At 61.4% G+C, this 21,516-nt stretch carries 21 protein-coding genes; 5 read left to right on the top strand and 16 right to left on the bottom strand.

The features are described from left to right. Positions 1-3 precede the first annotated feature (3 nt). From AC1RJY_RS01650 to AC1RJY_RS01665, 4 genes are all read right to left on the bottom strand, one after another. Positions 4-1,395 (bottom strand): APC family permease, encoded by a 1,392-nt coding sequence (locus AC1RJY_RS01650; protein ID WP_498601061.1) that lies wholly within the window; start codon positions 1,393-1,395, stop codon positions 4-6. 310 nt (positions 1,396-1,705) lie between these two features. After that, a complete protein-coding gene (locus tag AC1RJY_RS01655; protein ID WP_498601062.1) occupies positions 1,706-1,906 on the bottom strand; it encodes a hypothetical protein in 201 nt (66 codons plus the stop codon). A gap of 160 nt (positions 1,907-2,066) precedes the next feature. Continuing rightward, on the bottom strand, positions 2,067-5,183 hold the full coding sequence (locus tag AC1RJY_RS01660) for a DEAD/DEAH box helicase (protein ID WP_498601244.1): 3,117 nt from the start codon (positions 5,181-5,183) through the stop codon (positions 2,067-2,069). 240 nt (positions 5,184-5,423) lie between these two features. Further along, positions 5,424-5,672, bottom strand: a complete 249-nt coding sequence (locus AC1RJY_RS01665) for an EamA family transporter (protein WP_498601064.1) — start codon at positions 5,670-5,672, stop codon at positions 5,424-5,426. Between the two features lie 78 nt (positions 5,673-5,750). On the opposite strand from AC1RJY_RS01665, the gene AC1RJY_RS01670 reads away from it, so the two are divergent. After that, positions 5,751-6,938 carry a TerC/Alx family metal homeostasis membrane protein gene (locus AC1RJY_RS01670; protein ID WP_011773886.1) on the top strand — a complete coding sequence of 396 codons (1,188 nt, stop codon included), beginning with the start codon at positions 5,751-5,753 and terminating at the stop codon, positions 6,936-6,938. A gap of 13 nt (positions 6,939-6,951) precedes the next feature. Here AC1RJY_RS01670 and AC1RJY_RS01675 read toward each other — a convergent pair whose 3' ends face one another. The 7 genes from AC1RJY_RS01675 to AC1RJY_RS01705 all read right to left on the bottom strand — a co-directional run bounded on the left by AC1RJY_RS01675 (position 6,952) and on the right by AC1RJY_RS01705 (position 12,699). Next, a complete protein-coding gene (locus AC1RJY_RS01675) occupies positions 6,952-7,554 on the bottom strand; it encodes a TetR/AcrR family transcriptional regulator (RefSeq protein WP_498601066.1) in 603 nt (200 codons plus the stop codon). Between the two features lie 28 nt (positions 7,555-7,582). Continuing rightward, a complete protein-coding gene (locus AC1RJY_RS01680; RefSeq protein ID WP_498601067.1) occupies positions 7,583-8,437 on the bottom strand; it encodes an alpha/beta fold hydrolase in 855 nt (284 codons plus the stop codon). A 26-nt stretch (positions 8,438-8,463) separates the two neighbouring features. Then, the gene (locus tag AC1RJY_RS01685) at positions 8,464-9,459 is read right to left on the bottom strand and encodes an NADP-dependent oxidoreductase (RefSeq protein ID WP_498601068.1); all 996 of its coding nucleotides are present in this window, start codon (positions 9,457-9,459) and stop codon (positions 8,464-8,466) included. A gap of 72 nt (positions 9,460-9,531) precedes the next feature. Continuing rightward, positions 9,532-10,005, bottom strand: a complete 474-nt coding sequence (locus AC1RJY_RS01690) for a helix-turn-helix domain-containing protein (RefSeq protein ID WP_498601069.1) — start codon at positions 10,003-10,005, stop codon at positions 9,532-9,534. Positions 10,006-10,103: 98 nt separating this feature from the next. After that, positions 10,104-11,468, bottom strand: a complete 1,365-nt coding sequence (locus AC1RJY_RS01695; RefSeq protein WP_498601071.1) for an MFS transporter — start codon at positions 11,466-11,468, stop codon at positions 10,104-10,106. A 119-nt stretch (positions 11,469-11,587) separates the two neighbouring features. Then, positions 11,588-11,848, bottom strand: a complete 261-nt coding sequence (locus AC1RJY_RS01700) for an SHOCT domain-containing protein (RefSeq protein ID WP_498601072.1) — start codon at positions 11,846-11,848, stop codon at positions 11,588-11,590. Positions 11,849-11,961: 113 nt separating this feature from the next. After that, complete coding sequence (locus AC1RJY_RS01705; RefSeq protein WP_498601074.1) at positions 11,962-12,699, bottom strand: GAF and ANTAR domain-containing protein; 738 nt, start codon at positions 12,697-12,699, stop codon at positions 11,962-11,964. 267 nt (positions 12,700-12,966) lie between these two features. Here AC1RJY_RS01705 and AC1RJY_RS01710 point away from each other — a divergent pair, with 267 nt between their 5' ends. After that, entirely contained in the window at positions 12,967-13,209 is a 243-nt protein-coding gene (locus AC1RJY_RS01710; RefSeq protein ID WP_498601075.1) for a hypothetical protein, read from the top strand. A gap of 9 nt (positions 13,210-13,218) precedes the next feature. On the opposite strand, the gene AC1RJY_RS01715 is transcribed toward AC1RJY_RS01710, so the two are convergent. From AC1RJY_RS01715 to AC1RJY_RS01730, 4 genes are read right to left on the bottom strand one after another with little or no spacing between them, the layout of a single operon-like run. Next, entirely contained in the window at positions 13,219-14,241 is a 1,023-nt protein-coding gene (locus AC1RJY_RS01715; RefSeq protein ID WP_498601077.1) for a LacI family DNA-binding transcriptional regulator, read from the bottom strand. A gap of 23 nt (positions 14,242-14,264) precedes the next feature. After that, a complete protein-coding gene (locus tag AC1RJY_RS01720; RefSeq protein WP_498601246.1) occupies positions 14,265-15,011 on the bottom strand; it encodes a cupin domain-containing protein in 747 nt (248 codons plus the stop codon). 37 nt (positions 15,012-15,048) lie between these two features. After that, positions 15,049-16,011, bottom strand: coding sequence for a DUF6807 domain-containing protein (locus AC1RJY_RS01725; RefSeq protein WP_498601078.1), 963 nt, complete (start codon positions 16,009-16,011; stop codon positions 15,049-15,051). Between the two features lie 28 nt (positions 16,012-16,039). Next, positions 16,040-17,146, bottom strand: a complete 1,107-nt coding sequence (locus AC1RJY_RS01730; protein ID WP_498601079.1) for a Gfo/Idh/MocA family protein — start codon at positions 17,144-17,146, stop codon at positions 16,040-16,042. Between the two features lie 201 nt (positions 17,147-17,347). Between AC1RJY_RS01730 and AC1RJY_RS01735 the strand changes: the two genes are divergently transcribed. Next, positions 17,348-19,705, top strand: a complete 2,358-nt coding sequence (locus AC1RJY_RS01735; protein WP_498601081.1) for a glycoside hydrolase family 3 N-terminal domain-containing protein — start codon at positions 17,348-17,350, stop codon at positions 19,703-19,705. A gap of 52 nt (positions 19,706-19,757) precedes the next feature. After that, the gene (locus tag AC1RJY_RS01740; protein WP_210064443.1) at positions 19,758-20,258 is read left to right on the top strand and encodes a GNAT family N-acetyltransferase; all 501 of its coding nucleotides are present in this window, start codon (positions 19,758-19,760) and stop codon (positions 20,256-20,258) included. A 30-nt stretch (positions 20,259-20,288) separates the two neighbouring features. Here AC1RJY_RS01740 and AC1RJY_RS01745 read toward each other — a convergent pair whose 3' ends face one another. Continuing rightward, on the bottom strand, positions 20,289-20,978 hold the full coding sequence (locus AC1RJY_RS01745) for a hypothetical protein (protein ID WP_014921006.1): 690 nt from the start codon (positions 20,976-20,978) through the stop codon (positions 20,289-20,291). 344 nt (positions 20,979-21,322) lie between these two features. Here AC1RJY_RS01745 and AC1RJY_RS01750 point away from each other — a divergent pair, with 344 nt between their 5' ends. Continuing rightward, the gene (locus AC1RJY_RS01750; protein ID WP_498601082.1) at positions 21,323-21,490 is read left to right on the top strand and encodes a hypothetical protein; all 168 of its coding nucleotides are present in this window, start codon (positions 21,323-21,325) and stop codon (positions 21,488-21,490) included. Positions 21,491-21,516 lie beyond the last annotated feature (26 nt).

Here is a 21,516-nt window from a genome sequence, read left to right on the forward strand (position 1 = left end):
AAACTACGCCTCCTTCAGGTCCAGCTGCGGCGCAGGTTTGCGGAACCCTCGCGTCAAGAATGCCAGGTAGGCCAATCCCGCGCCTGCCCAGATCAACCCGAAGGTGAACGACAGGCCACTGAGGCTGGTCCACAGCCAGATCGTAAGCACAAATCCAATGCCCGGAAGCACAAGGTTGTGGATCACGCCACGGGCGCCGCGGACCTTCTGGTCGAAGAAGTAGTGCTTGATCACGGCCAGGTTGACCACGGAGAACGCGACCAGGGCACCGAAGCTGATCAGCGAGGAAATCGTCAGCAGATCCAACACGAAAGCCAGCAGCGACACCGCGGAGGTCAGCAGGATGGGCAACACGGGGGTGCTGAAGCGGGCGTGGAGCCGCCCCAACGCTGCCGGGAACACGCCGCTGCGGCCCATCGAATGAATGATCCGCGAGACCGAAGCTTGGGAGGTCAATGCAGATCCGAGACTGCCGGCAATGTAGGCGGCCGTGAAGAAGGCAACCAGCAACTCACCGCCCGCTGCGCCAATGACCTCGATGGCCGCCGAGTCCACGTCGTTGAAGGTGCTGACGGGGAGAACCAAGTGGCTGATGTACGCGAGTCCCAGGAAAATCATGCCGGCCAGGATTGTGGTGATCATGATGGCGCGGGGCAGATTCCGTTTGGGATCCTTGGTTTCCTCCGCGAAGGTTGAGACGGCGTCGAACCCCAAATAGGAGAGGCAGAGAATTGCGGAGCCGGCGAAGACGGGCGAAAGTCCTTCGGCACCTTCGACGCCGGTGAAGGGCGCCAGTAGGTCAACATTGCCGGTTCCCGTGATGGAGGAAAGTCCCAGAGCCACAAACAACACGATGAAGAGCGCCTGGAGACCCACCACCACAAAGTTGGCCTTCGCAATCGCAGTAATGCCGAGGATGTTCAGCACGGTCACAGCCAAAATCGAGACGACCATGAACACCCACGCCGGAATCGCCGGGAATGCGGCTTCCATGTAGATGCCGATGAGTAGGTAGTTGATCATCGGCAGCAGCAGGTAATCCAGCAGAAGCGACCAACCAGCCATGAAGCCAAGGCCTGGCCCGAAGGAGCGAGTCGCATACGTATAGGCGGATCCACCGAACGGGAACGCCTGCGACATCCGGCCATACGAACGGGCCGTGAACAGCATGACCACCAGGGTCACGGCATAGGCAGCGGAGAGCCGCCCACCAGTTAGCTCCACGACGATGCCGTAGGTGCTGAAGATGGTCAGCGGCACCATGTAGACCAAGCCCAGCAAGACCAGTGATGGAACGCCGAGGACACGGCGCCAACTTTGGGAAGGCGCCTGGGCGGAGGCTGGCCCCACAGGCTTCTCGCCTGCCGGTGTATCAGTTTCGAACGTGGGGGTCATTGGGAATCCTTGGTGGTCATACTGTTGTGTGCTTGGAAGCTGCGACGCTGCAGAACTTCGTAGCGGCGACCGGATCGACGGGGTCGCCGGGATCCTGAAGTGCTGGGGTGGCTCATGGGCGCTTGATAGAGGCCGCTGGCCATGTGATGTGAGATGAAATGAATAGCGTTCATTTATTGTGACGGTGAGGCGGGTCACAGTCAATATGTGACGGGCAATTGTGGAGACTGCGGCGCACGGCCCCCGAGAACGGCGATCTTGGCGGGCTTCAACTAGCCGACGCGAACCTAACGTCAGTCCTACGTGCGAGCTACGCCGCGTCCCTCATCTTCTCGGCGCCCTGGCGCCGCTCAAGGATCACCCAAGCGACCGTCGTCGGGGCCCCGATGAGCACGATAAGTGCCATGCTCCAGAACCCGCTGATCACTTGAGTGGATTGCAGGATCACAACGGTCAACAACAGGAATGTGGATGCAATGTTCAAAATGCGGAGTTTACGTGCAGTAGTCATTTTCACAATCGTTCCCCCCTACGATGTCGTCCACGAAGCGTAACGTCTTCAGTCCAAGAAATTCTTGCGTACGCGGGTATATAGGCATGGGTGGCTTCAGTAACAAAGAAGCGGGGAAGCTGCGGGGGTTCGAATCGACAGAGCCACTCCGAGTGTTTATCTACTGCGCAGCCGCCGCCACCCCAAATACATCTGCGGGCATAGGGCGTTGCAACCTCCAAGTGATCGCTAGCGGCTTGTCCCCGGAATGTTGGACGTAGTCAAGCTGTCCCAGGCATATGTATGGAACGGTTAGGCCAGTGTCGTCCTCAGCCGTATCGCGGGTGAACAGCACTATCTGGGAGGCGTGCGTTCGTCGGTTCAGATATCGCTGACCAACTGGGCTAGTAGCTGAGGTATTGTTCTGCGACTCCCAGTGGAACAACTCGGGACTGATTGCATAGTCCTTGTACATAGTCGTAGCTGAGTGCTTCCGCTGGTCCTTATTCAAGGTGACGAAGAAAGCGTCGGTCGCCGTTGCTGCACTCCACGCCACACCCTCGCGGTGCTGCACGTTCCTTCCGCGCTCGAGCGAGCCATACTCCAGCGCGGCAAGAATTTCCTCGCGCCGGTATGTGGCATGCGAGAGTAGCGGAATGTGTTGGAGCCCAACGCCGAGCCCCTTCGGGGTGTGCTTCGATGCCGCCACGCCCAGGCTGACAATCTGCCGGATCTCGCTGCACACAAACGGATGGCTCCGCAGGTGGTCGAGCCCGTCGTCGTACGTCTTGAAACCGCCTCCGTCGTCCCAAAGGGTGTAGAACAACATCCGCGCGAATGTCTGTTCCCGTGGCCCCAAGTCCGCGTAGCGGGGTGCATCCGCGCCTACAAGCATGGTGTAAGCCGCAGCCCGCTCGGGATCATCGACGTGGATGAAGGCAGCCATACGACCCAGGAGCTTCTTCTCCTCCGTATGCGAACGGTCGTGGTGGGTTCCCTTGAGCACGGACTCAAGACCCGAGAAGCCCTCAATCAATTGCGCTTGGCGGAGGTAGCTCGTCCACGAGTCCCAGGTTGACCGGTAGATGGACTTCAGGTCGCTGCCCGATTCTCGCAGATACGCAGCCAACTCGGTTTCCGCATAGGAGGCTATGTCCCTAACCAACTGCGCGCGGTTGAAACGCAGCTGCGCCTTGATGTTATCCAGGACCACCTTCTGCGCCACCCTATCGAGCACGATTTGTGAGCCCGACGGAAGGAACGGAAACTCGTCCTCGACCGCTTTCTTCAGATCCGTCCGCCCGTACCCTGTCAGAGCCCGATAACGGAGATCGAACCGGAATTCACGGCGCTGTTGGCCAATGAAATCCAGGACAGTGAGAACAGCCTTATCGTCCGCTCGGCGCAAGCCGCGTCCCAGTTGCTGCAAGAAGATTGTGGCGCTCTGGGTGGGCCGCAGCATCAGAATGGTGTCCACCTGCGGGATATCCAGGCCTTCATTGAACAGATCCACAGCAAAAATGCAGTTGATTTCACGGTTACGAAGCTGTTCGAGAGAGCGTGCACGTTCCGCCTCGTCAGTGCCACCGTCCACGGCTACTGACGGAATGCCGGCAGCGTTGAATACCTTTGCCATGTAGTGGGCATGTTGGACCGAAACGCAGAAGCCAAGGGCTCGCATGTGTTCGGTTCCAGTTACTTTGTCTCGGAGCTCGCGGATGACCTTAGCGGCCCGGACATCATTGCCCGTGTACAAGCGATCCAGTTGACCGGTGTCGTAATTGCCGCGTTTCCATTCCACCTGGCTGAGATCTACGTCGTCAGATACGCCAAAGTAGTGAAACGGTACTAAGAGGTCGGCATCCAACGCATCCCAAAGACGAAGCTCGCTGGCAGTGCGACCGCCGAAGTACTCGTTGGCTACGTTGCCGCCGTCCCCCCGTTCCGGGGTAGCCGTAAGCCCCACAAGCTGCTGAGGTTGAAGATACTCAAGTAGTTTGCGGTATGTGGGCGCCATGGCGTGGTGGAACTCGTCGATGACAACCACGTCGAACTGGTCCGATTCAAGCGTCTCGACGCCGAGGGACGCAAGTGACTGTACCGAGGCGAACACGTGATTCCAGTGGCTCGGTTTGTGCTCTCCTACATAAAGTTCGCCGAAGGCACCGTCCTGAATGACATTCCGATACGTGCGGAGCGACTGCTTCAGAATCTCCTGTCGGTGGGCCACGAACAGCAGTGTCAACGACCTTCCAGCGGCTTCGCAAAGGCGTTGATAGTCAAGAGCAGCGATGACCGTCTTTCCGGTCCCAGTCGCGGCCACGAGAAGATTCTTTGTGAAGCCCTTTGAACGCTCAGCTTCAAGATCTTCAAGCATTTCCTCTTGATGAAGGAATGGCACCATTTCAAGCCCTGTGACAGCGTCGGGCGCCGAGGTTCGTTTGCCCCCACTTCGTTCGAGGGCGGCGTCGAGCTTATCGCCGTCACGATCAGGATCGTAACTCTGGAATGCACGCTGTTCCCAGTAACTATCGAAAGTGACCTCAAATTTCTTGAGCAGGTCGGGCGTCGCCACAGAACTAAGTCGCACATTCCACTCGAGACCGTCCAGAAGTGCTGCCTGGCTAAGATTGGAACTGCCCACGTACGCAGTGTCAAAGCCGGTTTCCCGCCTGAAAAGCCAAGCCTTTGCATGAAGGCGCGTTGCCTGTGTTTCATAGCTGATTTTCACTTCGGCGTCGTAACGGCGCACGAGTTCATCGATGGCCCGACGTTCAGTGGCTCCCATGTACGTAGTGGTGATGACTCTAAACTTCACGCCACGCTCACGAAGTTGCTCCAGGGCTGGCTCCAGAAGCCGCAGTCCGGTCCAGCGCACGAAAGCGCAGAGGAGATCTACAGTGTTGGCTGACTCGATTTCAGTTCGGAGCTCGGCAGCCAGATTCGGCTCGTCCTTATTATTTGTAAGAAGTGCCGAATCGCTGAGCTTGGTGCTGGGGCGTCGAAGCTGTCGCCGCTTCAAGGCATCCGGCCGGTGCAGCGAAAGCAGCTGCTGAGGGCCTGGCGTGATCTGATTGTCTGTCTGGATCTCGGCCAGGAGTCGGTTTGCCAAGGCAACTCGTTCTTCTGGCCTTGCGGCTATGAGTGCGCTTCGGACGGCATCGGCGACGTGACGGGACAGTACGTCCGGAGTATCGTTCTCGTCGACGTTGATAACTGACGCTTGCAGCCCCGGCACCAGTTCGAGGTCGGCTGCGACGCCCGTCGTGTGGAGAAGCTCGTATAACCCCTCCGGCAGGCTAGCTCCTGCGGTCCCCCCAATGAATGTATTCACTGCGCCAGGGTATTGGGTAGGTGCGACAAAAAACAAAGATTATAGGGCGAATTCTCTTGCCACTTGTGAATAACATTCAGTCCTTTGGGACGTCAGTCCTTTGAGAACGGATTAGGGACAAGCTCAAGATTCGCCCGCCTGTCGGCCCGGATCCCAACGCATATACAAACGCCAGTGGGGTCGTCGAGCATTACCCTCTTGCAGTCACCTGAGTGTCTCCGCCTTTGACCGAAGACTTGCTCCCACATCAGCCCCCGGCCGCTGCACCAAAAACACCGCCCCCAGCACCAGCACCGCCCCCACCAATTGCCGCCCCGACAACGCCTCCCCCAGGAACACGAACCCCAGCACCGTAGCCACAAGCGGGCTCAGGAATCCTAGGATGTTCAGTGACGCCAGCCTAGGAAAGTACTTTCCCAAGCTGCAGAACGCCACACAGTTATCACCAGCCACAGGGAAGCCGGTAAATTTGATCCCAGAAGTTCTGACCCTCGGTGAGTACCACGCCGCACCTCACGAAAGCAGGATCATATGACTGTCTCTCCCCTCATTTGGGGCATCACCATCGTCGTTATTCTGGCGCTGCTCGCCTTCGACTACTTCTTCCACATTCGGAAGGCGCACGTCCCGTCGCTCAAAGAAGCAGCCATCTGGTCCTCCATATACGTAGGGTTAGCCGTGCTCTTCGGAGTCCTGGTCCTGATATTCGGCGGCGGCCAAATGGGTTCGGAGTACTTCGCCGGCTACATCACGGAGAAGGCCCTCTCGGTGGACAACCTCTTTGTGTTCCTGATCATCATGGCGAGCTTCAGGGTCCCTCGTGAAGATCAGCAGAAGGTCCTTCTCTTCGGCATCGTATTCTCGCTGATCGCCAGGACCGGCTTCATTTTTCTGGGCGCAGCACTCATCAATTCGTTCGCGTGGGTGTTCTACATCTTCGGCCTCATCCTGCTCCTGACGGCCGGCAACCTCCTCAAGCCCGGCGACCACGGGGACGGTCAGGCTAACAACTTCATCATCCGCATGGCCAAGAAGCTCTTCCACACCACGGATAAGTACGACGGCGACAAACTCTTCACCATGGTCAACGGCAAGAGGGCCCTTACTCCCATGCTGCTGGTAATGGTGGCCATCGGCGGCACGGACATCCTGTTCGCCCTGGACTCCATTCCGGCGATCTTCGGCCTGACCCAGAACGTCTTCATCGTCTTCACAGCCACAGCGTTCTCACTGATGGGCCTGCGCCAGCTCTACTTCCTGATCGACGGCCTGCTGGACCGCCTCATCTACCTCTCCTACGGCTTGGCTGCCATCCTCGCCTTCATCGGCGTCAAGCTGATCCTGCACGCCCTGCACGAGAACAACTTGCCGTTCATCAACGACGGCGAGCACGTCAACGTCATCGAAATCACCACGGGCCTTTCGCTGAGCGTCATCATCGGCGTCCTGATCATCACCGTGGTGCTCTCACTGATAAGCCCCGCGGGCAAGGCCCAGACTGCTATCAACAACGCCCGCCGTCACGCCGTCAACTACCTCGACCTCGACTACACGGCCGACGCCAACGAGCGTGAGCGCATCTACCGGGCCCTGACTGCGGAAGAAGCCCAGATCGTGCAGATGCCTTTGAAATACAGGAACAAGGCCAAGGACGTTGAGACCATCCGCGAGCAGGTCGCCGAAGCGCACCGCCAACACGAGGCGTTCCTCAACCGCTAAGGCCCGTCAAACGTCAGGCGCCCAGGAGCACGCAGATCTGATCCCGGATCTCGTCGCCAACCTGGGCGTCTGTGAATCCCATGGTGGCCGACGACGACATGCTGACGAACATGATCGATGAAATAATCCGCGCCAGCTTCGCCGGATCGCGGGCAACCAGCTGATCGTCCCGGCCAAGGATCTCGGCGATGGCTTCTTCTGTGCGAATGGTGAGAGACAGCGCTTCTGCATGGTGCGGCTCGGCGGGATCCCCGAAGACGATTTCCTTCAGGTAGGTTCGGCCGTTCTCGATCTGGACTCGGTTGCACTCAATGATGGGACTGATGATGGCCATCACTGCGTCGAGAACAGCCTTCTCCGTGGAAGCGGCCTCAACGCCCGAGGCGAGCGCCTCAGCGTATTTCATGTTGTGTACCAGCAGCAGCAGCTCCGCCTTGGTCTTGGCGTAGAGGAACAAGGTTCCCGATCCGACGTCGGCCTTTTCAGCCACCTGCTGGGTGGTGACCTCATCCACTCCGTATTGGGTGAAAAGTTCTCGTGCGGCCGCGGTGATGCGGTCAAGCTTCTCCTGCTTATTCCGCTCACGTCGGCCAAGTGTCTGGGGCGCAGGCTGCATTCAGCTACCGTACCAGCGGTCCGCCAAATCAGCGGCCAAGAAATTCGAGGGCTACTGGGACAAACCTGTCATGGAATTGGAAGATGCCGCCGTGCCCTGAATCGGGGTAGATGACCAGCTCGCTGCCCGGAATCCTTCGGTGCATGTCGCCGGAAAGCTTGGAGGGCACCATGCGGTCGTTATCGCCGTTGGCGATCAGCGTCGGCTGGGTGATGACTCCCAGATCGGCCGACGGCGACAGCCCCCACCGCCTGATGGCCTTCAGTTGGGTCTGGAACGCCTGGAGCTTGATGGGCGCCTCGCGGTTGGTGGTGCGTTCCTTGAGCCGATTAATGAACGCCCTCGCAGCGGGCTTGCCGGCGGTGTTCCGGTTGAAGAACAGGAACTCCTTGGGGTCCTGCCGGGTGAGGGTAGCCCTGAGCATGTCGTAGTAAGTGATACCGATGATTTTCTGGATGCCCTCCCCGCCAGCAGGACCGGTACCAGCCAGGACAAGTTTGCGGACAAGCCCGGGATGCTTCACTACCAGCGACTGGGCGATCATGCCACCGAGTGAGAAACCGAAGAGATCCACCTTCTGATACCCGAGGGCGTTGATGAAGCTCACGGCGTCGTCGGCCATGCTTTCGATGCTGTCCGGAACGGTTCCCGTTGAGGCGCCCACGCCGCGGTTGCTGAACGTGATCACGTGATGTTTCTCGGTGATGGGATCGATGATGCGCGGGTCCCAATTGTCCATGGTCCCGGCGAGATGAATCAGGAAGACTACTGGGATTCCGCCCTTGGGCCCCATTTCACGGTATGCGTAGCTGACGCCGTTAGCCGTCACGGTTTTAGCGGGCACCTGGAAGTAGCTGCTTTGGTTTTGCTGTTCACTGCTCATGATGTTCGTCCTGTCGGTTTGAGTGGTTAGAGATGGCTAACAACGGTCTTGCCGCGGACGCCGCCCTTATCAAGGGCTGCCAGAACGTCGGAGGTCTGATCGAACGGAATGACCCGTCCCACTATTGGCTTGATGTCTCCGGCGTCGATGAGTGCTGCGATCTCGCGCAACTGCTTGCCGTTGGCCTGCATGAAGAGGAACTCGTACGTGACTCCCAACCGGCGGGCTTGGCGGCGGATCCGCGAGCTGAGCAGGGTCATCAACCCGAGCAGAACTGGGTTTCCGCCCAGCTGGCGTGCGAAGCCGGCATCCGGCGGCCCTGCGATGCCAATGGCCCGGCCACCCTTCTTCAGGACCTTCAAGGAGCGCTCCAGGTTCTCGCCCCCGAGGCTGTCAAGGACCAGGTCGTAGTCGTGAAGGATCTCCGTGAAGTCCTCGGACCGGTAGTCGATCACCACATCCGCTCCGAGTTCCCGAACAAAGCCCCTGTTCCCGGCACTGACCGTAGTAGCTACCGTGGCCCCGAGGTACTTAGCGAGCTGGATAGCGATGGAGCCCACTCCCCCGGCGCCCGCGTGGATGAGTACTTTCTGGCCCGGGCCCACGGAGCCCCGCTCAACAAGTGCCTGCCACGCGGTCAGCGCCACCAGCGGAAGCGAGCCGGCCTCTTCCATACTGATGGTTGCCGGCTTGATGGCCAGGTCTTCCTCGGCGACAGCGACTCGCTCCGCGAACGTCCCGATGCTGTCATTTCCGGGGCGTGCAAACACCTCGTCGCCGGGTTTGAAGGACCGCACCTTCTCCCCGATCTGCACAACGGTACCGGCCACATCATGACCAAGAACCTGCGGCAGCTTGTAGGGGAGGACCTGCTTGAACTCCCCCAGCCTGATCTTCTCGTCGAGCTGGTTCAGTCCGGCGGCTTTCACTTGGACCAGTACGTCATGATCCCCGAGCACGGGCTCCGGGACGTCGATCTGCTGCAACGGTTGCTTGTATTGGGTGAGGACGAAGGCTTTCATGGAACGCTCCTTGGATAATTACTGACTTAACTCAATTATGAGCGCACTCAGTAATTTGGTCAAGGAGCAGTTCTATGGCTTGACGGCGCTTACCCCGGGAGGGAAGGACGCGGACCTGCGGTACCCACTCGGGCTGACCCCGTACTCGCGCGAAAACGCAGCGCTGAACGTGAAGGCGTTGCTGTAGCCGACTTCCTCGGCAATCACGGCAGTGGTGACGGTGCTGGACGCCAATCTGTCCGCGGCCAGCGCCAGTCGCCGCGTGGTCAGGTAAGCCATGGGTGACTGCCCGACGGCGGCACGGAAGCGGGCGGCCATGGTCGCCCTTGAGACGTGGCACCTCAGTGCCAATTCAGCCACGGTCCATGGCGCCGCCGGTTCCTGGTGCAGGGCCGCGAGTGCCCGGGTAACGATAGGATCGCGGGTTCCAGCGGCCCAACTCGGATTGCCGGATTCGGCGCGGTCTGCGTTGATGCGCACCAACTGCAGCAGGAGAAGGTCCAAGATCCGCCGCTCAACAACCGCTTGCCTCAGGGCGCCATCCACGATTGGAGCCAGTTCTTGCGGGGCTGGGTTCCGGCAAATCACGTACGCGCAGCACTCTCCATTGCTGGCGCGGTGGGACTGCTGATCCCGCTAAACCCCTAAACCGCTGGCTTCCGCCACATCACCGCAAGCACCAGCACTACAACACTGAGGCCAAGCATCACCAGGACCATGGTCCCCCAGTTCGCCTGGTTCACGCCCGGGCCGTAGAGCACGCCAATCAGTACGGTCGCGGTGATGGCTCCGAGGTAGCGGCAGGTCTGGAAGATACCGGCGGCCACTCCCCTTTCTTCGGGACGGGCAGAAACGTAGAGGCCTTGGTTAGACGCTGTGCTGACCACCCCGTACGGCACACCCATCAACGCCGTCAGCACGAACACCAGCGGCGCCCACAGAGTCATGGTCAGGAACCCGAGAGTGCCGGCCGCAATAGTCAGGATCAGCACCCCGGTGATCAGGACGGGACGCACGCCGAACCGCTCAATGAACCGCACGGTTAGTGGCGTCACCACAACCGACAACGCCGCGAGGGGCAGCATGAGCAGGCCCACCACGCCGGCGTCGTAATGCCCCGCCTCCTGCAGCAATTGCGGAAGGCCGAAGAACGCAAAGTAATAGACGCCGCTGAACACGACGAACAGCAGGTAGACCAGCAGCAGCGGCCGGTTCCTGCCCAGCAGACGGAGGTCCAGAAACGGCGGTTGGAAGCGCAGCTCGCGCCAAGCGAACAGCGCGCCGATCACAGTGGCAGCACCCAACAGATACCAGCGGTAGCCGGGCAGCACGTTGAGCAGCGCCATCATGGCAAGCATTAGTGAGGTGACGAACGCCAGTATGCCGGGGATGTCCGAATCGCGGATCAGTTGGCCGAGCCTGCCGGTCTCACGCCCGGAATCCACAGGCGCCACTTTGTAGACCACGATCATGGCCAGCAAGGCGATGGGCACATTGATCGCGAAGAGCGCCTGCCACCCGACCAGGCTCACCAAGAGCCCTCCCACCACGGGCCCAACAGCCGCCGCCGAGGTGTTCGCCATCTGGATCCGGCCCAACGGCCGCGTGGACGGCAAATTGGCCAGCCGGCTCAGCTCGGTGACCATCACGACGGCGGACGGGTACGCCGTCGCGGTCCCTACAGCCATGAGCGCGCGGGCCACACAGACCAAGGCGAAGTTGGGCAGGAACGGCGCGATCGCGCATGTGACCGCCACTAAGGCCATACCGAACATGAACAGGCGTCGCGGACCGAAACGATCTGCGAGCCGGCCCATCAGGGGCTGGCCAGCGGCGGACGCGAGATAGAACGAGGTGATCACCCAGGTGACGGTGGCGACGTCGAGCTCGAAATGCTCCCGCAACACCACCAGCGCCACGGCGATCATGGACGAGTTCAGCGGGTTCAGCGCCGTCCCGAGGCTCAGCGCAGCAATTGCGAGGCCGGGACGAGGTTTGTTGGCGGTCACCCGTCCAAGTCTGCTCCATGGTTGCCTCGGGTCACGAACCCGAGTCACCACACCGGGTAACAGGGCGGACGCCGCCCTAGCTTTGGACCACCCATCGATGCCGGGTAGGGACCTAGGGCTTATCCGAAGTGGCTCCGCCGCAGGGCATTCAGGCGGGCGTTGTATTCAGTATCGTCGATCTCACCGCGGGCAAACCTTTCCGCGAGAAGCTCCTCCGCTCCGCCCGTACGGTGCGGCCCGCCAGCGTACCTCCGGCTGCCGGCACCCATGGACCGGGCAAGAAAGACGATCGCAGCGATGATCACTCCCCAAAACAGTATGAAACTCACAGCCATGAGTGCGTATCCCCAGACGCCCATGTTCCCGTCCCAATACATCATGGCTACTCCTTCAGACCAGCGGGCGCGTCCGTGCTCCCGGCCTCCACTATCCCCCGGCAAGGAGCGGCGCGTCAGAGTCTTAAGTCCCCCGACGGCGGCAAACATCGGAGCGGCTACTCCTCGAAGTGCGTGGTGATCTTCCCTGATGAAACTGCGGAGATGATCGACTTGGCCAGGTGCCGCAGCTTGATGTTGCGGTTACTGGACGCGGTACGAAGGATGGTGAAGGCCTCGTCCTGGCTGCAGTGGTTCTGAGCCATGATGGCCCCGACCGCAAGATCGATCACCGTGCGGGACTGCATAGCCGCTGCGAGGTCGTTCCGGGCATCGCTGAGCTGCGCGATCTTCAGCGCGAGCCGCAACGACTTTGAGGCGTGCGATGCGAACACTTCAGCCCGCTCTACGTCCGCTTCGCTGAACGCGTCCGGCTGCTCGGAGTAAAGGTTCAACGCCGCACGCGTATCGCCTTCCACCAAAAGCGGGACGCTCAGGATGGATCGCAGCCCTGAATGCGAGGCAGCCTGCACATAGTCGGGCCAGCGGTGTTCCTGAAGAAGGTCTGGCACCATCACCGGCGTGAGCTTGTCCATGGCCGTGAGGCAAGGGCCATCAAAGTCGTTTTGAAGCTCGTCCATTGCTCTGGCGCGATCGTCGCTGCTGGCTGCGGTGGCCGACTTCTTGCGACGCAATACGGTGATGCCACAGAAGACGGGTGCTTCTGTGTGCGAGAGGCTTTCGGCGGAGAAAGCCGCCAGATCGCCGAGAAAAGCCTCGACGTCTTCGCTGCCCAGGACGAGATCCAAAAAGTATCCATTCTGGAGAGCTTCCTGCTCAGGGCGGGGGTTGACCATGCACGTTCCTACTGACTGAAATGCGTCCCCAGCAGACAGCAAAGGAGCGAATATTGCCGCCCTCTGCAAAACGGTCTGGCAATACCTTATCGCCCAACGATCAACGGTACAAAGTGCTGCACGGAACGGCCTGACCTGCGGATACGTGAGTCCGAATGTGCCATTTGTCAACTAAGGCAAGGGTTTCACGCAACCCGAAAAGTAAGTATGCTTACTAACACAATCCGAGATCCGCCATCCGGACAGTTAGTACAAAGGAGTCATCTGATGGGCGTAGAAGACAGCATCCCCAAGGCCACCGAAAACGCAATGGAAGACCTCGCCGGTACCTCCGATCCCGTCGACGACGGGCATGTCCCCGAACCCGGAGAGAAGGACGACGACATCCAGGTTCACTCCTCCATCAGCGAAGGCTCAAACGCCATGGACGAGGACTCACCCAACGGCAATCGCAAAGGCGGACAGGGCCGTCATCGTGCGGACGGAGCGCCCGACGGCGGCCGGGGCTAGGAAAGAGCGCTAGGAAGCCGGGGCCGCCGTCGAGCCCCTCACCACCAGCTCCGTTCCCAGTTCGATCCTCTGCGGCAACTCCTCGTCCCCTTCAAGGTGACGGAGGAGTGCGCGCATGGCAGTCTCGGCCATCTGGACCACTGGCTGGCGGATGGTGGTGAGGCCGGGCTCGATCCACTCGGCAGCGGGAATGTCGTCGAAGCCGATAATGGAGAGGTCCTCCGGAATGCGCAACCCAGCGGATCGGGCTGCGCGGTAGGCACCGAGGGCCTGTGCGTCGTTACCGGTGAAGATGGCCGTCGGTCGCTCGGGAAGTGCCATGAGAGCTTCAGTCCCCCGGGCGCCGGACTCGGTGGAGAAGTCACCCGGAACCATGAGCGCAGAATCAGCCTCAACCCCACCTCGCCGCAACGCCGCCAAATACCCGTCCTCGCGGGCACTGCTGCACTGCAAATCCTCACGGCCTCCAATCATGCCGATCCGGGTGTGGCCAAGCTTCAGCAGATGCTCGGTTGCCGAGAAAGCACCGTCCCAGTTGGCGGCGCCAACCGTCATGAGGTCCGGTCCCGGCTGCCCCACTGGATCGATCAGGATCACGGGGATGCCAAGCGATTTAATGCGCTGGATCTGCTTGGAGTCCAGTTCGTAAACAGCCAGCAGCACGCCGTCGGACTTGCGCTCTGCTAGGTTCGCCAGCCACGGGCGGATCCGCGAACCGTCCAGCGACAGGCTGCTGACCACGGTGCCGTAACCGGCTTCCTGAGCCACGCGTTCCACGCCCTCGATGATCTCGCACGCCCACTCGGAGCCCATGCCGGGGAACACCAGGTCAATGAGGCCGGCCTTTTTGCTGCGCTTGGCAGGCCTGCGGGCGTAGTCGCGCTTGGCGATGATCTCTTCAACTTTGGCGCGGGTGGCCGCGGCGACGTGCGCGTGGCCGTTGAGGACCTTGGAAACCGTGGGCACGGAGACGCCAGCCTCCCGCGCAATCTCGCTGATCGTTGCACGCCCTGAATCCTGCTTGGTCACCACGGTCCCCACCTTCCAGCCGGAATTTACGTCCCAGCGACGACAGTTTCGGAAACTTCCCACGCTTGGATCCGGCCGCACATGCCATAGATCCTGCGGGATTTCCGTTCGCCCATCGTAGTCCTCGCCTCCTGCAAGTAGAAACTTTCCAACGACCCGAGAGAATCCAACTGCTGCCCCGTCACGGCTGCCTGCCGTTCCGCTCCCCCGCTGAGAAGGTCCCGCCAGCCCTCCGTCCTGGCGCTCACCAAACCCGCCGCTGCCGCATGGAATTCCGCGAGCGCCGAGACTCCCGACTCCAACACCGCGGCCTTCAGCTCCAGATACCCCTCCAACGCCAGATCCCGACGACGGCGCGCAGCCGCCTCAGCTGCAGCGTCACCGGCGTCGGCGTCTTTGAACACCAAGGTTGCGGCGCGAGAGTACGCGTCGACGTCCACCAAGTGCTCGGCAGCGAAAGTCAGGACGGCGTCCCCATTCTCGGGCAGCCCGGCATTCTGCATCACCACGAGGACCCTGAGGTCGCCACTGTCGTTGATGGCGCGGTGGATAGTGCCGGGCGTGAACCAGACAACAGTCCCGGGCGCGAGCGGAGTAGAGGTAAAGCCGCGCGAATCCAGGGTTTCCAAGCGGCCTGTCCCCTGCTGCACTACATAGGCCTCCGTCGATGCCGTGTGCATATGCGGAGACCCGCCGGCTGCGCCGTCCAACCCCGGCCAATCGTAGATACTGACCTCGGACACCGCCGTGGCGCCCGGGAAAGAGGTGCGCATGTCAGGTGAGGTGCGCATGTCAGGTGAGGTGCACATGTCAGGCCCAGGCATCCAGCGCGGACTTAGCGGCGTCGGCGAGCGCGGCGGCTTGCTCGTCTTCCAGCGAACCGTCGGTAATCACGACGGCGTAGCGGTAGCTGAGCGGTTCGCTCACCTTCAGGGGGACTACTTCGCTGAAGAACGGGGCCGAGCCGAGGCAGGCGAACATGGAGGAGCGGGCGAACCACTGATTCGCGGCGCCAGGGTTGGCTTGGTCCTCGACGAACAGGATGCTGGACTTCCGGCATGTGTCGTCGTGCTGGCCAGTGAAGGCGATCCAGGGTGAGCGGGTGCCCATGAACTCGTCCGCGCCGGTCCCGTTTTCTGATCGGAACTCACCGCCGGTGAAGGATCGGGGTCCACGCCAGAACAGGCCACCGTAGCCAGCGTTGTCGCGGCCTTCCGTGGTGGGGCTTCCGATGTCGATCTGTCTGCCGGAGACGTTCTCCATGGTGGTTTCGAAGAGGAGTGCCCACGCGTTTCCGGCCGGAAGGAGTTGGATGGCAAAGCGACGCTTTTCACTGATGAGGGGTTGGCCCTGCTGCCCGGGTCCGACGGGTTGGGCAGTCCAAAGCATTGTTTCTGTGGCGGTAATGGAGGTGCCGGATTCCTCGATGCTAGTGAACGCCTGATGGTTCATGGCGCCGTTGTTGTCCAGGTTGGCGTAGCCGGTCTCCCGTGTGTAGGTGGCTCCGCCCCAGAAGTTGTGCTCGCCTACGTTCGGCAGCGCCCAGGAAAGACCTTTGTGCCACACGTGGTCCCATGGCCGGGAGATGGTGACTTCGTCTCCTTCCAAGGTGGTCAGTGGATGGAAGTAGGGGCGGGGGCTTTCGTACTGGTCATCGGCCGGGAGGTAGGTGTAGCTCGCGATGTCTTGGTCCCCCACCGTGAAGGTTAGGGAACGGCCGTCGTCGCTATAGCTAAGGGTGTCGGTCACGGCGGACTGGGCGGTGGTGGTCATGAGGGTTCTCCGGTTTCAGTGAAGGAATTTAGGCGCGGGCTGTGGAGGCCAGGACACGGGTACCGCGGCCGTCGCCGTCCATGCCCTCGTAGAAGGCATGGCCGGGGACGATTTCCCCGCGGCGCACAGCTCGTCCGGTGAAGGCCGAAGCGTAAATTGCGGCAGCGAACTCCAGCGTCTGCCGCGCTGAGTCCGCGCCGGCTGGGAGCGGCAGCCCGGCGTCGAGCGCGTCATACATGGCAAGGAACTGAGCGGAGTGTCCGCTCCCCCGCTCCAACGGTTGGCCGGTCCACGCACCTGAAACGGCCTCATCGTGTCCGGGTGCCGCCGTGATGGTCCAATCCTTGGTGCTGTAGCCGTAAAGGTGGCTGAGTTCGATGGTGGCGAACTCGCAGTCGACGCGGATGTCCGAAGTTTCGCGCGGTGAAAGCAACGAGTTGATCACCGTTGCGGCGGCGCCGTTGTCGAAGCGGACCAGCGCGGCGGAAAAGTCCTCGGTGGAGGTTGCTCGAGCTTGCCTTGAGGCGATGGCGCTGACCTCTTCCCACGGACCGAGCAGGTGGAGGAGAAGATCGAACTGGTGGATGCCGTGCCCCATGGTGGGTCCGCCGCCCTCCGCCTTCCAGGTGCCACGCCAAGGTAGGTCGAAGTACTCGTCCGGGCGGTACCAAAGGGTATCGCAGCGGGCCACGAGTGGGCGGCCAAAGTCGCTGCCGCCGATGAGGCTCCGTGCGGCTGCCGAGGCATCGCCGAACCGGTGCTGGAACACGCAGGAGAACTGCGCGCCGCCTCTGGCTTCGGCCTCGTTGAGGCGATCGAAGTCGGCCAGGCTCAAGGCCGGCGGTTTCTCTGACAGCACGTGCGCCCCGGCCTCGAGGCACTCAATTGCCTGGTCAATGTGCATCATGGGCGGTGTGCAGAGATGCACGATGTCCGGCTTGGCCTCGGCAAGCAGCTCCGTGAGGCTCTGGTAGCGGCCGGCTATTCCGTGGTTGTTGGCGAAGGCCTGTAGGCGTGCGTCGTCAACATCGCATGCGGCCACTAACTCGGCCCGATTGTCTGTGCGGGCGAGGTTGGATGCGTGCACTGCCGCGATTCCACCTGTGCCCACGATGGCCACTTTGTACGTCTGCATGTGTGAGTCTCTCCGTCGAGCTTGCTTGATCATGTCCGAAAGTTTCGTATCGCCATGTGAGGAATTTCCATGACTGAATTCCCGTCAGTGCTCAACGCTATGGAGAGCGGTCAAGCTAAGTCAAGGGATATGGGCTATGGAAAGTAAACATGGATTTCTGATAGTTTCTAAAAATCATCGTCAGAATCCAAGGAGAAGCCTGTGAGCACCGGCGCCGCCGATCAGCAAGCACTTGCCCGCATATCCGCATCGGACGTCGTGGAGCACCTCATACGTGAAATGACCCTTGAGGAAAAGCTCGCGCAACTGGTGGGAGTGTGGGTCAACGCATCCACTGACGGCGATTCCGTGGCTCCCTTGCAAAGCCAGATGGCCGGTGACACGCGTTCTTGGGATGACATCATCGCCAACGGACTCGGGCAGATCACTCGCATGTACGGCACCGTCCCCGTGGAACCCTCCGAAGGCGCGCGCCGCCTGGCCGCAGCCCAGGAACAGATCATGGCCGCCTCCCGCTTCGGAATACCAGCGCAGGTTCACGAGGAATGCCTGGCCGGTCTGGCTGCCTGGAAGGCCACGGCCTTCCCTGTACCACTCGCCTGGGGCGCTACCTTCAACCCTGTGTTGGTGCGGGAAATGGCATCCCGTATCGGAGCGACCATGCGGTCCTTGGGCATTCACCAAGGTTTGGCCCCCGTCCTGGACGTGGTCCGCGATCTCCGTTGGGGCCGGGTGGAGGAAACCATCGGCGAAGACCCGTATTTGGTGGGCACGGTGGCCACCGCGTACGTGCAGGGCCTGGAAACAACCGGAATCGTGGCCACCCTCAAGCACTTCGTGGGCTACTCAGCTTCCCAGGCGGGCCGCAACCACGCGCCCGTCTCCATGGGCCCCCGAGAACTCGCCGACGTCATGCTGCCGCCGTTTGAAATGGCGATCCGCCACGGGGCCGCGCGTTCGGTGATGCACGCTTACACCGACGTCGATGGCGTACCGGCCGCCGCGAACCGCGCCCTTCTCACCGGGCTGCTTCGTGAGGACTGGGGCTTCGCCGGGACGGTAGTGGCCGACTACTTCGGCGTCGCGTTCCTGGACATCACCCACGGAGTAGCCGCTGACTCCGGTGACGCTGCCGTGCTGGCGCTGTCCGCAGGCGTTGACGTGGAATTGCCTACTGTGAACTGCTTTGGTGAGCCGCTGCTGCGTCGTATCCGCGACGGAGTACTGGACGAATCCGTGGTTGACGAGGCACTGCGACGGGTACTCACGCAGAAGGCTGAGGTTGGGCTGTTGTCGCCCGACTTCTCGGCCGTTCCTCCGGTGCTATCCGGTAGTAGTGCGGCTGGTTCGATTGAGTTGGATCCCTCCGAGAACCGTGCGTTGGCGCGAGAGGTGGCCGCCCAGTCTCTGGTGTTGTTGAGCAACAGGAAGTTCCGTGATGCTCCGGCCCTGCCACTCGAACCGGTGGGCTCCCTGGCAGTTGTGGGTCCGTTGGCCGACGACCCCTTCGCCATGCTCGGCTGCTACTCCTTCGACGCCCATGTTGGTGCGTCGCATCCCGAGGTGCCGATGGGTATCTCTGTTCCTTCAGTCGCGGCCGTTGCAGCTGGGCGGTACGGATCTGTGCTCAGCTCAGTCACCGGTAATTGCGAATCGGCCACGGACGAGCAGATCGCCGAAGCCTGCCGTGTAGCGTCCGGCGTGGACACCTGTGTGGTGGTGGTCGGCGACAACGCCGGACTGTTTGGCCGGGGCACCTCGGGCGAAGGCAACGACGCCGCGGACCTCCGCCTCCCCGGCGACCAGCACCGGATGCTGGACCGTGTTCTCTCTGCATGCGAGGCGTCCGGAACTCGTGCCGTGGTGGTGGTTCTCAGCGGGCGACCCTACGCACTGGGCGACTTTGTTGACCGGGCACACGCGATCGTCCAAGGCTTCTTCCCCGGCGAAGAAGGTGGCGAGGCACTCTGGGATGTGCTGACCGGCGTCGTGAATCCTTCCGGCAAGTTGCCTGTCTCGGTGCCCCGAACCTCCGGTGGCCAGCCAGGCACGTACCTTCATTCCAAGCTCGCCGGTCCCAGCGGGGTCAGCGCGCTGGACCCCTCGCCGCTGTTCGGTTTCGGGCACGGCCTTTCCTATACGACGTTTGAGCTGTCCGATCACCAGCGCAGTGCGCCGACGATGTCGACGTCGGACTCGGTGGTTGTGAGTTGCTCTGTGACGAATACTGGTTCGCGTGCTGGCGCTGAAGTTGTCCAGCTGTACCTGACGGACCCGGTGGGCGAAGTGGTTCGTCCCGTCCGCGAGTTGATTGGCTACGCCCGCGTCGAACTGGAAGCCGGCCAATCCGCCGTCGTGGATTTTATGGTTCACGCGGACCGCACGTCCTTCACCGGGCTGGACCTTAAGCGCGTGGTGACGTCAGGGCTGGTGAAGCTGCACGTTTCCACGTCCAGCGTGTCCGATGTTGCTTCGCATGAGGTCATCCTGCACGGGCCGCGACGAGTTGTGGGGTTCGAGCGGGAGATGCTGACGCCGGTGGAGGTGCGGCAGCGCTAACGTACCGGCACTACTGCTGAAGGTACAGGCATGGTGTCGGTAGGCTTTTGAGATGCTCCCCCACCCGACGGACAGGCTGCGCTTCCGCGAAATGACACCGTCTGACCTGGACGTGATGAGCTCGATGCTCGGCGATCCCGCGGTCATGACGTACTACCCGGCGCCGAAAACCCGGGAAGAAGCAGCAGCTTGGATCGCTTGGAACCAGGCGAATTACGCTCGCGAAGGCTTTGGGCTCTGGATTATTGAAACGCACGACGGCGGCTTCGTGGGCGACTGCGGGCTGACATGGCAAAACGTAAATGGGCGGCCCGAGCTCGAGGTGGGCTACCACGTGCGATTGGAGCTTCAGGGCAGGGGGTATGCAAAGGAAGCGGCCTTGGCGTGTATGGAATATGCCCGGACTTTGCTCGGGACGACCAAACTGGTGGCGATCATCCACCCGGACAACGTTGCGTCGCGACGGGTTGCCGAGGCTATTGGGATGCGGCACCTTGAAGACGATCTGGGCGGATCCATGGTGCGGACCGTGATGGGCGTTGAGTTCAGCTAGCTGTTGTAGCGTCCCGACCCCCTTTTTGCGTCAAGCAGATCGGACATCCGTTTCCGGGTCCCTGCGAGTGTCGAGCATGCTGATGATTTTGCTCTCCAGCGCGGCAACGGTCGCCTCGGGCAGGACGATCAAGCCATCCAGTTCCTTGCGGGCTCGTTTGTACGCGGTTTGACGTTCGGCGGGCGTGGCTGCGGTGTCCTCCGCGATCCGTAGCAGCTTCCGTGCCGTAGCCAGCCGTTGCCGCTCAGGGCCGGTGAAGTTGCCATCTTTGATACGCCTGGCTTCCCGTTCGGCAACGTCGAAAGCGAGTTCGTAGCTGTGGACTGCCGCGCGGTACTCAGCCAGCCGGGCCGGCGTCGAAATTTCTTCCGGGGTTGCGGGCCGCAAGCCGTCGGCTTCTTTCTTGGCCCGCAGGAAGGCGACGGTGAGCGGTTCGCGGACGTCCGTCATGAGCGGGAAATCAATGAGGTTGCCGACGTCGAGCTCGTAATCCAGCCACCTGTGATTCACCGAGTCATGCGCGGCAATCAACGAAACAACCTCAGCCTGGTTGGCTTCCTCGTGCACCGCGAGTTGGTTCCGCAACTTCAGCAACTCAACCTTCCGGCGGTGCCGCTCTGCGCTGGCCTTGGACCACTGACTTGCCCAGCCACCAGCCATCCCGCCGATCGGGAAAATGAGCCACCAGTAACTGCCAAGGAAATCGAAGAGGGGTTCCACTGCTCCATCCTCCCACCAGCTCTGACCGGGCCTCAACAGGACCCGGCAAGTCTGCCTATTCCGTGATGTTGAGTGGTTTCGTGGGGAGAACGCAGGAGGCCCTCTCGAGCGCTAGCTCACCTCGCCCTACCCGGTTGTTCCTACCAGTGTCGTCACACCAATCGACCCCGTAGGGGATGGCATTCACGGCCATGACACCTCGGGCGGACTGCAAAGGGACTTCGACGGCGGCGCTGAACCCGCCGGCGTCAGTCATGGGTGCCGTTGTCCTAAGTACCTCAATCCCGGCCGCATCAACGAGGACGATGCTGATCCGGGCGTCGGCACCGTATCGGGGATGGCACTTGGCATCCGCTGCAGACACGGTGACCGAATCTCCGAGTTTTGCCGAGGACGGACTCACGGCATACTCGGGCGGCAAACACGGCGGCGCCCCGCTCATGGAGGGACCGCACCCCGTGGTGACCGCCATCGTTAACGTCGCCGCAGATATCGCCAGCGCCACGCGTTGAAGCAGGCGCTGGGTCTGGGCTGCTTC

Source organism: Arthrobacter sp. GW822-FHT05G07 (genome assembly GCF_058799755.1).

Excerpts from the sequence above, each read along its gene's own strand:
- AC1RJY_RS01650 (WP_498601061.1), bottom strand. The coding sequence starts at position 1,395 with ATGACCCCCACGTTCGAAACTGATACACCGGCAGGCGAGAAGCCTGTG.
- AC1RJY_RS01655 (WP_498601062.1), bottom strand. The coding sequence starts at position 1,906 with ATGACTACTGCACGTAAACTCCGCATTTTGAACATTGCATCCACATTC.
- AC1RJY_RS01670 (WP_011773886.1), top strand. The coding sequence starts at position 5,751 with ATGACTGTCTCTCCCCTCATTTGGGGCATCACCATCGTCGTTATTCTG.
- AC1RJY_RS01675 (WP_498601066.1), bottom strand. The coding sequence starts at position 7,554 with ATGCAGCCTGCGCCCCAGACACTTGGCCGACGTGAGCGGAATAAGCAG.
- AC1RJY_RS01680 (WP_498601067.1), bottom strand. The coding sequence starts at position 8,437 with ATGAGCAGTGAACAGCAAAACCAAAGCAGCTACTTCCAGGTGCCCGCT.
- AC1RJY_RS01685 (WP_498601068.1), bottom strand. The coding sequence starts at position 9,459 with ATGAAAGCCTTCGTCCTCACCCAATACAAGCAACCGTTGCAGCAGATC.
- AC1RJY_RS01700 (WP_498601072.1), bottom strand. The coding sequence starts at position 11,848 with ATGATGTATTGGGACGGGAACATGGGCGTCTGGGGATACGCACTCATG.
- AC1RJY_RS01705 (WP_498601074.1), bottom strand. The coding sequence starts at position 12,699 with ATGGTCAACCCCCGCCCTGAGCAGGAAGCTCTCCAGAATGGATACTTT.
- AC1RJY_RS01710 (WP_498601075.1), top strand. The coding sequence starts at position 12,967 with ATGGGCGTAGAAGACAGCATCCCCAAGGCCACCGAAAACGCAATGGAA.
- AC1RJY_RS01720 (WP_498601246.1), bottom strand. The coding sequence starts at position 15,011 with ATGCGCACCTCTTTCCCGGGCGCCACGGCGGTGTCCGAGGTCAGTATC.
- AC1RJY_RS01725 (WP_498601078.1), bottom strand. The coding sequence starts at position 16,011 with ATGACCACCACCGCCCAGTCCGCCGTGACCGACACCCTTAGCTATAGC.
- AC1RJY_RS01730 (WP_498601079.1), bottom strand. The coding sequence starts at position 17,146 with ATGCAGACGTACAAAGTGGCCATCGTGGGCACAGGTGGAATCGCGGCA.
- AC1RJY_RS01740 (WP_210064443.1), top strand. The coding sequence starts at position 19,758 with ATGCTCCCCCACCCGACGGACAGGCTGCGCTTCCGCGAAATGACACCG.